The organism is Rhodococcus sp. 06-1460-1B (genome assembly GCF_002258475.1).
In the GTDB taxonomy this organism is placed as follows: Bacteria; Actinomycetota; Actinomycetes; order Mycobacteriales; family Mycobacteriaceae; genus Rhodococcoides; species Rhodococcoides fascians.
On the sequence record NZ_NOYS01000013.1, the window covers coordinates 110,413 to 122,095 of the forward strand.

At 65.7% G+C, this 11,683-nt stretch carries 11 protein-coding genes; 4 read left to right on the forward strand and 7 right to left on the reverse strand.

The features are described from left to right. Nucleotides 1–88 precede the first annotated feature (88 nt). Entirely contained in the window at nt 89–1,711 is a 1,623-nt protein-coding gene (locus tag CH268_RS04965; RefSeq protein WP_094662705.1) for a TM0106 family RecB-like putative nuclease, read from the forward strand. Nucleotides 1,712–1,751: 40 nt separating this feature from the next. Here the strand turns inward: CH268_RS04965 and CH268_RS04970 are convergent, their stop codons facing one another. From CH268_RS04970 to CH268_RS04990, 5 genes are all read right to left on the reverse strand, one after another. Beyond that, nucleotides 1,752–2,519 carry an SDR family NAD(P)-dependent oxidoreductase gene (locus tag CH268_RS04970; protein WP_027494862.1) on the reverse strand — a complete coding sequence of 256 codons (768 nt, stop codon included), beginning with the start codon at nt 2,517–2,519 and terminating at the stop codon, nt 1,752–1,754. 624 nt (nt 2,520–3,143) lie between these two features. Next, nucleotides 3,144–4,160, reverse strand: coding sequence for a hypothetical protein (locus tag CH268_RS04975; RefSeq protein ID WP_045841519.1), 1,017 nt, complete (start codon nt 4,158–4,160; stop codon nt 3,144–3,146). Next, nucleotides 4,157–5,059, reverse strand: coding sequence for a sensor histidine kinase (locus CH268_RS04980; protein ID WP_371832518.1), 903 nt, complete (start codon nt 5,057–5,059; stop codon nt 4,157–4,159). Before CH268_RS04980 ends, CH268_RS04975 begins: the two co-directional genes overlap by 4 nt. 312 nt (nt 5,060–5,371) lie before the next feature. Further along, nucleotides 5,372–6,079: a TMEM165/GDT1 family protein gene (locus tag CH268_RS04985; RefSeq protein WP_094662707.1), complete on the reverse strand. Its 708-nt coding sequence runs from the start codon at nt 6,077–6,079 to the stop codon at nt 5,372–5,374. Between the two features lie 206 nt (nt 6,080–6,285). Beyond that, nucleotides 6,286–6,813, reverse strand: a complete 528-nt coding sequence (locus CH268_RS04990) for a hypothetical protein (RefSeq protein WP_027494858.1) — start codon at nt 6,811–6,813, stop codon at nt 6,286–6,288. A gap of 157 nt (nt 6,814–6,970) precedes the next feature. Between CH268_RS04990 and CH268_RS04995 the strand changes: the two genes are divergently transcribed. After that, entirely contained in the window at nt 6,971–7,918 is a 948-nt protein-coding gene (locus CH268_RS04995; RefSeq protein ID WP_176457845.1) for an ABC transporter substrate-binding protein, read from the forward strand. 1 nt (nt 7,919) lies between these two features. Continuing rightward, nucleotides 7,920–8,840 (forward strand): sucrase ferredoxin, encoded by a 921-nt coding sequence (locus tag CH268_RS05000; protein ID WP_094662711.1) that lies wholly within the window; start codon nt 7,920–7,922, stop codon nt 8,838–8,840. A 79-nt stretch (nt 8,841–8,919) separates the two neighbouring features. On the opposite strand, the gene CH268_RS05005 is transcribed toward CH268_RS05000, so the two are convergent. Beyond that, nucleotides 8,920–9,543, reverse strand: coding sequence for a superoxide dismutase (locus tag CH268_RS05005; protein ID WP_019667073.1), 624 nt, complete (start codon nt 9,541–9,543; stop codon nt 8,920–8,922). A 336-nt stretch (nt 9,544–9,879) separates the two neighbouring features. On the opposite strand from CH268_RS05005, the gene CH268_RS05010 reads away from it, so the two are divergent. Continuing rightward, on the forward strand, nt 9,880–10,941 hold the full coding sequence (locus CH268_RS05010) for an acyltransferase family protein (RefSeq protein WP_094662741.1): 1,062 nt from the start codon (nt 9,880–9,882) through the stop codon (nt 10,939–10,941). A gap of 303 nt (nt 10,942–11,244) precedes the next feature. Here the strand turns inward: CH268_RS05010 and CH268_RS05015 are convergent. Beyond that, the coding region (locus tag CH268_RS05015) for an LLM class flavin-dependent oxidoreductase (RefSeq protein ID WP_141215085.1) at nt 11,245–11,683 on the reverse strand (439 nt) is incomplete at its 5' end.

Consider the following 11,683-nt stretch of genomic DNA (forward strand, 5'->3'; position numbering starts at 1 on the left):
CTCCACTCCCGCCTAATGGGTCGGTCCCCAGGCTCCACTCCCGCCTGATAGGCAGCTGTTCTTCTTCGGCTGTCGGAGGGCTCACCTAATGTCTAGCGGTGTGAACGGTCAACGAGATGCGGCAGCGTCGCACGCACCTGTGCTGCTCGACGCCGGATCGTTGACGCGATGTCGGCACCGGCTCTATCTCGACACCGCCTACGGGGCGCTCCTGCGCGGCGAACCCGAGAATCCCGGGGTGCGGCAACGCCGAGAGGCGGCCCAGGCGCATCGCGAGAACATTCGCGCGCAGCTGGCAGCGGCCGACCCCATGCTGTGGACCGAGATCGACGAGCCCACGGCCCGTGCCGCGGCCGATGCGACCGTCGCGGCCTGCCGCGCAGGCGTCGAACGTATCTGGAATGCAGTTCTGCCACTCGAACGCGATACCGGCCGCCGCGGACGGAGCGAGCTTCTCGTGCGTGACGCGTCGGGCGGCTACATTCCGGTGATCGTCGTCAATCACAAGGTGACCGACCCCGGGCGCGGCGCGCGCACCACCCCGCTCACGCATTGGGCTCCCGCCGTCGACGAGACCCGCAAGGTGCGCAGCCAGTTGCGCGATCAGCTCCGCCTCGCGCACCTGTACCGCATGCTCGCCCACGAGGGCTTGGCCACGGCCACCCCGGTCGGGGGCGCAGTGGGTTACCGCGGAGAGTGCGTGTTGGTACACGACCTGACTGCCGCGCTCGACGAGTACGACATTCGCTTCGCGGACCGGCTTGCTGTCGCGAGCGGTGACGCGGTGACCGTTCCCTCGCAGATCAGCGAATGTCGTTCGTGTGCTTGGTGGTTCGACTGCAAGCCACAGTTGGTGGCGGCCCGCGACGTCTCTCTCGTCGCATCGGGATCCCGAGCGGACGTGCTGCGCAGCGCTGGAGTGCGGACGATCGACGAGCTGGCGCAATGGACCGGTCCGGCTCCGGAGGAGTGGCCCTTCGGCAACTTCGACGACGCGGTGTCCGCGGCGCTGGCTTGGCGTGCCGACGTGCCGCTGCTGCGTCGATCGGAGACCGTGACGGTCCACCGCGCCGACGTGGAGGTGGACGTGGACATGGAGAGCTATCAGGAGCACGGCGCGTACCTGTGGGGCACGCTCCTCACCGAGGCAGGTGGACCGCCGCCGGAGTATCGCGGCTTCGTCACGTGGGATCCGCTGCCCACCGTCGACGAGGGACGCTCGTTCGCGGTGTTCTGGAACTGGTTGATGGACACGCGAGCCGATGCCGCGGCTCGCGGCAAAACCTTTGCAGCGTATTGCTATTCGAGACAAGCCGAGGACAAATGGTTACTCGACTCGGCCCGACGCTTCGCCGACGTCCCCGGAGTGCCCACCGAGGCGCAGATACGCGAATTCATCGACAGCGAGCAGTGGGTGGACATCTATCAGGCCGTCAGTGACCAGTTCATCTGCCCGAACGGCAAGGGGCTGAAGAAGATTGCCCCGGTGGCCGGATTCTCCTGGCGCGACGAGGAAGCCGGCGGCGAGGCGTCGATGGGCTGGTACCGCGAGGCTGTCGGATACGACGCCGATCCCGATCACACCCAGCGAGAACGGCTACTCGTCTACAACGAGGACGATGTGCTCGCCACCAAAGTGTTGCGCGAGTGGATGTCCGACCGCGCCGAGCACGAGATCCCGACCGTGGCGGACCTGCGCGCTCGCGTGTGACCCCGCGCCCGAGAAGTCGGGGCCACACGCGAAAGGACTTCTAGCGCGGTGCCATCCGGATCGCGCCGTCCATGCGGATCGTTTCGCCGTTGAGGTAGTCGTGCTCGGCGATCATCTGCACCAGCTGGGCGTACTCGCTGGGCTGCGCAAGACGCGACGGGAAGGGCACGGACGCCTCGAGGCCCTGACGGTATTCCTCGGTGACACCGGCGAGCATCGGGGTGTCGACGATGCCGGGGGCGATGGTGTTCACGCGAATGCCGACCTGGGCCAGGTCGCGGGCCGCGGTGATGGTCATCGCGTGCACGCCGCCCTTGGAGGCGGTGTAGGCGATCTGGCCGATCTGACCCTCGAATGCGGCGACCGACGCGGTGTTGATGACGACGCCGCGCTGGCCTGCGTCGTCGACGGTGGACTGCGACTGAATGCGGTTGGCGGCCAGCCGCATCACGTTGAACGTGCCGAGCAGGTTGATGGTGATGACCGTCCGGAACAGCTCGAGATCGTGCGGTCCCTTCTTGGACAGGATGCGACCCGCCCAGCCCACGCCTGCACAGTTGACGACGATGCGCAGTGGCACACCGGACTCGACGATGGTGTCCAGTGCGGCCTCGACCTCGGCCTCACTGGTGACGTCGGCGGGAATGAGGGTCACGCCGTCCGGGACACTGTCTCCGGCGCGCTCGATGGACTGCGGCAGATCGAGACCGAACACCGTGACGCCCGCGCCTGCCAGACGTGCTGCGGTTGCTGCTCCGAGGCCCGACGCGCCACCGGTGACGAGTGCTGCTGTTCCTGAAATCTCCACGTCGTACGATCCCCTTCGTTAGCGGTGTCGGGTCGCGGCACAGGCAGCGACCACGCTGTGTTCTGCACCATAACCGGCGGGGGACCTCACCCCACTCCCAGGCACCCCGCTCTCCCGCACCCGACTCTCCCGCACCGAGGGGTCGGTCGGCCTACCGCCCTTCGAATGACGGTGATACTCCCTAAAAATTCGTGAGTCCATGCTCGTTGTCACTTCTGCGCTCGTCGTCACTTCTGCGGCGAAATGTACGAAGCCCGGTCAGGATTGCGGCCGCAGCAAGCAAACAAGTAGCCACCCAGGACCAGATCGAAAACTCACCGTCCTGAGTGCGACTCACGGAAACAACGGCCCACAGCAGCGTCAGTGCCGACCAGAAGAAGACCCACCTTGTTCCGATCGGAAAATTCATCGCCAACTCCTTGCATCCCGACGGGAGCCCGTGCCCCGTTGACACTGAATCGTGGTCGTTCCATCACATGCAGCCAACGTTATCGCCTCTGGTCGGCTACGACGGGCCGGCCTCGACGAAACCGCATCCGGCCAGGAGTAGTAGGACGGCGGCCGATGAGGGTCGGCGCCGGCCCCACACCAGGCAGGACGGAACCTCACTCCGGCGCCCGCCGATCAAGGCAGAATGCGGCCGGAGTCGTCGTACTCGACTCGCTGAGCGCCGTCACCGAGGTCGTCGAGCAGGATCGTCGCCGCGGCCGGTCTGCCCGGAGGCAGCAAGCGAACCGTCACCGATCCCGTCACGGCACCGTCCAGACTGCTCGACGCCCCCGCCGCGATGTCGTTGCGGACCTTCTCGCTCAGTGCCGTGGGGCTTCGGTCGTCGAGCATCGTGACTTCGACGCCACGGGCGCGAGCCGAGCGTGCCGCTCTGGCCAACTCGGGCAGTACGAGCCCGCGGGCCCGCAGGGTGTCGCGGAGCTCGGCTTCGAGGAGTCGGCACGCCAGGACTTCCTCGTCGGTGAGGTCGGGACCGTCCGCGATGCGCTGCAGCAATGGGCGGGCGAGCGTATCGAGGCTGGCCAGGCGTGCGTCGCGTTCTTCGAGTACCGCCGCGGCGGCGGCCTGGGCGGCGATGCGGATGGTGGATTGTTCACGGAGCTCGAAGATCGCTGCACCGAGGGGTCGGATGGTGAAGGCGAAGAACGTCGCCATCAACAACGGAGCAATATTGATGGCGCTGAACGACAATCCGAACAGTGCGCCTTGACCCGTCCAGGCTGCCCAACCGACGACGACGGACATGGTGAGCGCGAGTCCGAACCACGCGGCCGGCGTGCGGCCACGGACACACATGAACGTGTAGATCACGACGGACATACCCAGAGGCCAGGACTGCAGACTGCCGGTCAGCGGCACCGGCACCACGGCGAAGACGAACGACGCGGCCACCGGCCCGGACACCGTGAGCAACGCCGTGGACCGTGGGCTCAGTGGATCCCCCGGCGCTCTGAGCAGCAGGATGACCGCGGCCGAGAACACCAGCACCGAGACGAACGGCGGCCACACCGCGGACATACCCTTCAGCGTCGCCGACGCACACACGGCGCACGCGAGGATGTAGAAGCCGGCGACGGCGTACGCGGCCCCCGACTTCATCGACAGCAGGTCGCGAACATCCTCGCCGTTCATCGCGCCCAGCTCAATCGCACAGTGGTTCCGCGGCGGGAGGTGTCGATCTCGGCCGAACCGCCGTCGAGCTGACGCATCCGCCCCTCGATGCTGACGGCGACGCCGAGTCGGTGCGGAGGCACCGAGCGTCGATCGAAGCCGATACCGTTGTCTCGCACGATGACTCGCAGTGCCGACGGGGCCAGCGAGACCGTCACCGATCTGGTCGACGCCTGAGCGTGAACGACGCTGTTGCGCAGTGCTTCTGCTAGTGCGCCCGCGATCGACCGGACCGCATCGGCAGGGTAGTTCGCCGAGGAATCGGCGGGGTCCTCGCGGACCCTGAAATCGATCGACTCGTCGACTGTCGATGCGGAGGCCCGCATCAGAGCGATCGTGTCGTCGACGGTGAAATCGTGTGTCGCAGTGTCGGTGTGTAGTCCGTCCAGATGGGCCAATGCCGAACGTGCTTGACGGGCCAGGCTGGCAGTGCGGCCCTGGCGAGCGACCGCCAGCAGTGACGACATGACCTCGTCGTGGATGAGGGCGTCGAACCGTTCACGTTCGACTTCGCGTGCATTCGCCGCAGCCGCCCGTGCAGCATCGCCGTGGGTGGCGCTGATGGTGGCATCGAGAATGCGACCGGTACGCAGTGCGGCCAGAGTCGCGGCGACGAACACCGTGCAGAACATCAGCCCGAAGAATATTTCGGCGATGATGTTACTGCGAGGAAACGGCTCTCGCACAGCTTGATTGATCAGTTGCACGATCACCACCGAGACGGCCGTGTGCACGAATGCCGGGATGGGTCGCCACACGGTCGCGGCCGCGAGTGAGGCCAGGCCGGGGAATGCGGACAGGAACATTCCGCTCCGATCGAAGGTGGTCCCGTCCCAGGCCACCCACCACAGCAGGGCCATGACCGGGAACGCCAACGCAGCGATCGAACCCGCAACCTGGCTGACCCTGATGCTCGGGTGAAAGGTGAAGGCTCCGAACGCGAGACCGGTACCGAACACGACGATCACGGCGGCCGGGGTCCACCACCCGGGGACGGTGACGCTGCTGCGCGCGATGTCGGGAACGAGCAGCAGTAGATACGCCGCGTAGCCGGTACCGACGAACCGGCCGAAGATCCTGATGAGCCGATCGGTCGAACGGTGTGCCGCGTCGCTACCCGTCGCCTGCAGGTTGTCGTTCATTCACCCCTCCGCGAGGAGTGTAAACCAAGGTCAGACGTCTTCGGTGGTGCTGCGCTTCTCCACTTCCTGCGGTGCGTCGCTGCGGGAGCGTCGGACGAACGCAGCGGAGACGACGAGGGCCGAGATCGCCACCACGACTGCGGCCGCCACGTACGGAGCCGACGTACCCGGCATCAGTCCCTCGAAGAACAGGACCGCGCCGAAGACGAAGAACAGAATGGCCGCACCGTACTGAATCATCCGTTCCGGCAAGTGCTTTCCGAGAACGGCACCCAGCACGATAGCGAGGGCGTCGGCGGCGACCATGCCCACCGTCGAGCCGATCCACACTCCGACCCAGTCGTTGTCGGCGGCCAGAGTGACGGTGGCCAGCATCGTCTTGTCGCCCAGTTCGGCGAGGAAGAACGCGGACGCGATGGCCAGGAAGGCCGACTTGGTGACTCGCGACGCCTTGGCACCCTCGTCGTCGGACAACGAGTCTCCGCGCAGGGTCCACAGACCGAACACGACGAACGCGAGCCCGCCGACGATCGAGATGGCTTCGGTGGGGATGGACACACCGAGGAAATGGCCGACGGCGACCGAGACCAGATGCACGACGGTCGTGGCCACCGTGATGCCGCCGATGACGACGTACCACTTGTAGCGCAAGGCGAACGTCATGGCCATCAGCTGGGATTTGTCACCCAGCTCGGCCACGAAAATGACAGCGAAACTCAACAGTAGAGCGGACAGCACAGCAGACTCCTCGGTCTTCGAACGGACCGAAGGTCTCGCCCACCGGAAGTACCGGTTCAGGTGCCGGGTCGTGGAAAACGACCAGTATGTCGACACGTTGATTGGGGGCTACTCCCCTTCGCTGCAGACGACTTTAAGTGCCGTTTCTCCAATTGTCCAATGCGCCAATAAGTTTGGGGACCCGAAAAATCGTGTACGGGGAGCGGTCAGGATGCGAGGAGCATCGCCAAAACTGCGGTGTCGGGATCGCTGATCGGATCGAGGCCGACCCGACTGATCATCGACGTCACGGTGCCGTCGGATTCTGCCTCCACCCACGCGGCCCGGTGATCGAGGCCCAGATGCGGAAGACCGGGCAGCAGAACACAACCCGACGCCGCGCCCGCGCACTCCGGCAGAGAGGGCGTCGTCTCCGACGGTGGATGCAGCATCAGCAACGCGGCCGGCTGATGGTCCGAGAACCGCCCGGGAGCCAACGCGAAATCGCCGATCACCGGTCCCTCGGCCAACACCAGGCCGACCGTCCCCGGCTCCGGATCCTCCGGCAGCTCCTCCCGCACCCCGAACACCGTCGACGTCGCCAACAGGCCCGGCATCGACGCGACCCGGACGGCCAGCGCCAGGAATTGAGCCCACTCCTTGGTGGTGTCCGGCCAACGACCGGAGATCACGAACCCGCGCAGTAGACCGGCGGCGTGAAAAGGCGAGACACCGATGAGATCTCGATCGTCCATTGCGCATCCCTCCCAGACAGGTACGAGGCAGAAGCCGGGTACACGACGTTGGGTAAGGAGAAGAATGACCCGAAAACGGCTGGCACACAAGATGGGGAGAGTGCCAGCCGAAAACGTAGCCGGCCCACGGCGGCTCGCCAGCCGATACGCTGCTGCGGTGAAAAACAGAGGATCCGGCCGGCGAACCGTCGTCTCGTTGCTGTCCGTTGCGCTACTGCTGAGTGTGACCGCGTGCAGTCGGGAGGCATCGACCCCGGGCGAGACCGGCGGCGAGGTTCGCACCGTGCAGCATGCATTCGGTGAGACGAGTGTTCCCGTCGATTCACAGCGCGTGGCCGTGCTCGACGGCGACCGCACGTTGGAAGCCGTCGTCGCGTTGGGCATCCAGCCCGTCGCGGCAGTGAAGCCGCCGCTCACCGGTGACTACGCACCCGTCGTCCGGGATCGGCTCACCACCGAACCGATCGACATCGGATCCGTCGACGCCGACGTCGACATCGAGGCTCTGACGGCCGCCGCACCGGACCTGATCGTCATGCGAACGACGGGTGAAGACAACCGAGCGCTGTACGACCGGGTCGCCCCCATCGCGCCGACCGTCGTCGTGGAATACACCCCGGCCTCGTGGCAGAACACCTTGCAGCAGCTGGCGGGAATCTTCGATCGGCAGGAGATCGCCGACGGTTTGCTGGCCGACTATCGGCAGGCGGTCGACGAATCCGAGTCACGCTCACCTCGGGAAAACAGCACGTTGACCGTCGCGCTACTGCGCACCGACTCGTTGCGGTACATGACGCAGGACGGATCGTTTCCTTACGCAGTTCTGGCCGATCTCGGCTACCGGGCGCCCGCACAGCAGGATCGCGGATCCGACGCGGTGCAGACGGTCGACGTCAGCCCGGAACTGATCGACGTGCTGGCGGCCGACGACATCCTTCTGCTCACCGATGCCGGGACGGAGGACGCCGTGGCGCAACTGCGACAGAACCCGCTCTTCACCGGCCTCGGAGCTCGGGTGACCGAGCTGCCGTCCAAGGATTTTCTCTTCGGCAACGTGCTGACCGCCCAAGCCCTGGTCGAGACCGCGACCGAAATCGGGGGCTGACGTGCCGGCATCCGAACGCTGGGTCGGCTGCGCTGCAGTGGCGCGCGAGAACGACGAATCGCTTCGCGGGACAGCTGCACGGGCACACGGCTGGGTGTTGATCGAGCACCGAGGCCCGTGGGGGCGCGAACCGTGGGGGCCGGACGGGCCCCTGGGCCGAATCGGTACCGAACTCTCGCGTCGCTGCAAGGCCGTCGGGGTACGCCCGCAACTGGTGCGAGAAACGCACGGCAGGCGTCAACCCACCGAGACGCGACAGGTGTTTCTCGCGCACTCGGGTCGCCGCGGCCCGTGGCTGGAGAAATACTCGGTCGATACCGTCGAGCAGATTCTCGAACTACCGCTCGAAGCCGCTGCGGCGGGCACCCCACCTGGGATCGGGACTCGCGTCGACCAGCGGCTCTACCTCGTCTGCACGCACGGAAAGAAGGATCCGTGCTGCGCGGTGCTCGGTCGGCCGGTGGCGGCGGCCCTCGCCGGACCCAGCGGGCGGGTATGGGAATCGACGCACCTGGGCGGCGATCGATACGCAGCGGGCATGGTGGCCCTGCCCGACGGCAGCTACTACGGCAACCTCGAACCGACCAACGCGCAGGCCGTCGTGGACGACCACGACCGCGGGCACCTCACGCTGCGCCACTACCGAGGCCGCTGCACCGACGACACCGTCGCCCAGATCGCCGAACACGCAGTACGAACCGAATACGGGCTCACCGGAATCGACGACGTCCACCCGTCCGATGTCACGTCGTCCGATGCCGCGTCGGATGTTGTGGTGGTGACGACGTCGGGAACCGTGCAGGTACACGTGACACCCGTTCCCGAGCCCCCGCGCCGAACGACCTGCCGTTCCGAGGACGTCGCGAGACCGGACCACGGCGTCACGACCATCGGGTCGGTGCCCGCCGCCGGGAGGGCGTGACCTTCGAAATGCGACAGGGCCACCGCGTCGAACGCGGTGGCCCTGTCTGCGATTGCGCGTCGTGCGGCAATCTCGAAACCTACGGGAAGATCAGGCCCGGGGTCTTCGACGTGGCGGCCTCGAAACGAGCCTGGACGTCGGCCCAGTTGACGACGTTCCAGAACGCCTTCACGTAATCGGCCTTGACGTTCTTGTACTGCAGGTAGAAGGCGTGCTCCCACATGTCGACCTGCAGCAGCGGAATGATGCCCAGCGGCACGTTGGCCTGCTGATCGTAGAGCTGGAAGGTGAGGAGCTTCTTGCCCAGCGAGTCGTAGCCGAGCACTGCCCAGCCGGAGCCCTGCAGGCCGTTGGCAGCAGCGGTGAACTGTGCGCGGAACTTGTCGAACGAACCGAACTGGTCGTCGATCGCGGCACCGAGTTCGCCTTCGGGCTTGTCGCCACCGTTGGGCGAGAGGTTCTTCCACCAGATGGAGTGGTTGACGTGGCCACCGAGGTGGAACGCGAGGTTCTTCTCCAGCAGGAAGATGCTGCCGTGATCCTCGGCCTCGCGGGCTGCAGCCAGCTTCTCGAGCGCGGTGTTGGCACCGGCGACGTAGGTGGCGTGATGCTTGGAGTGGTGGAGCTCGTTGATCTCGCCCGAGATGTGCGGCTCGAGGGCGGAGTAATCGAAATCAAGGTCGGGCAAGGTGTACTCGGACACGTGGTTCCCTTCTCTAACGACGCCGTGCCCATCGCGTGATGCGGGCACGTTCGTCCTACTGCGGATCTTTCGTAGGGTTCAACCCAATCTCATTCCTACCCCTTGTGCAACCGTTGTAACCGAGATGCTTTTCTCGGAATAAATCCACGTGAACAAGACAGTCGAATTCCTGGGTGCGAAAACCTGCGATTGTCACGAAATAGTTGCGTAACAGCGCCGAATTGGTCCACACCATGAACGGAACCTAAACTCGAGGGTGTGAAAGGGGACCGTCCGAACCGAAATTCGGTCGACGAGTCCGCCGCCGCACCGGCCGTGACCGCGCCCCGCGTCCAGATGAACGGTGCCGATCTCCTGCGCGTCATCGCCGTCTGCGCCGTCCTCTACTCGCACATCTCGTTCTACCTACTCGACGACGTCGGCGGCGACTGGTGGATGCTCGACATCGTCAACCTCGTCCTCATCGACGACGTAGGCCTCAACCTCCACCTCTCCTTCGTGGGCGTGAGCATGTTCATGCTGCTCACGGGGCTGCTCATCACCCGATCCGCCATGCGGCAATCGCGTCGGGACTTCATGGTCGCGCGCCTCGCCCGACTCGTGCCCGCCCTCTGGTTCGCCATCGCCCTGGCCGTCGTACTCGTCAAACTCGGCGTCAACGGCATGTTCAGCGGACAACCCGGAATCAGCAACGGAGAGGCCGTACTCAGCTTCTTCCTCGGCGGCTTCTTCCTCCGACCCGAGGTCGCCGTACTGGGCGTCACCTGGACACTCGTCGTGCAGATCGTGTTCTACCTCTACTGCGTCGCAATGCGCTCGGCACTACGCGCAAGCCCGATCACCGTGCCCCTCATCGGAGCCGCACTCTGCACACTGGTGATCCTCTGGAACCTCTACCTGCCCCAGCCGTACACCATCCCGTTCCTCACCAAAGTCGCCGGAGTACTGCCCACCCTGTTCCTCGGCCAGATCTTCTACCTCGGCTGGGCGAAACTCGTCACCTGGCGCTGGATCGTCCTCGGCGTCGTCGCACAAATCGAAGTGATCCGCCTCGCCATCGACGTCCACACCTTCTGGATGGGCGAGACCTACCTGTGGTCACTGCTCGTCGTCACCGGCACCGTGCTCATCCTCGCCCGATACGACGGACCCATCACCCGCTGGCCCATCATCGGCTGGATCGGCACCCGCAGCTACGCCATCTACCTGATCCACACACTCGTGCTCTACCGCATCTACGCAGCCGTGGAACCGCACTTCGGACCGACCGCCGCCGTCCTGGCCTTCCTGACCGGCACCGCCGCACTCGCCGAAATCATCTACCGCTGGATCGAACTGCCCGCAGCACGACACATCAGTACGCGATACCGACAACTACGCACCCCATCTGCCCCCTGACCCCAGCCCGCTGGGTAATCACCCCCGCTGGGTAGTGACCCCCCGCTGGGCAGTTCACCCCCGCTGGGTAGTCAATGTGACATTTGGTGGCCTTTTCGGGGGTGAATGTCACGTTGAGTGGACTGGGGTGCCACGACTGCGCTCGATCTCCCGCCGACCCGACTTCTGCGGTCGACCGACATCACCCGGGTGTCGGCCTCGCCGGCTACTCGCCCCCGCTGGGTAGTCAATGTGACGTTTGGTGGCCTTTTCGGGGGTCAATGTCACGTTGAGTGGACTGGGGCGGATGGGGGGCGGGGGAGATCAGAGCTGCGGGATGACTTCGGAGGCGACCAGTTCGAGGTGATCGAGATCGGTGAGGTCGAGGGTCTGCAGGTACACGCGAGTCGCGCCGATGGCCCCGAAGCGGCCGATTTTGTCGACCAGTTCGGCGGGGCTTCCCGCGGCCCCGTTCTCGCGGAGTTCGGAGACGTCGCGGCCGATGGCGGCTGCGCGTCGGGCGATGTCCTCCTCGGTGCGGCCGCAGCACAGGACGAGTGCGTTGGAGTAGACGAGGGAGTCGGGGTCACGGTCGGCGGCAGTGCAGGCGGCGCGGACGCGTCCGAACTGCGTTTCGGTGTCGGCCAGCGAGGCGAAGGGGATGTTGAATTCGTCCGCGTATTTCGCGGCCAGGGCCGGGGTGCGCTTCTTGCCGCCGCCGCCGATGAGGATGGGGGGACGCGGCGATTGGACGGGCTTGGGG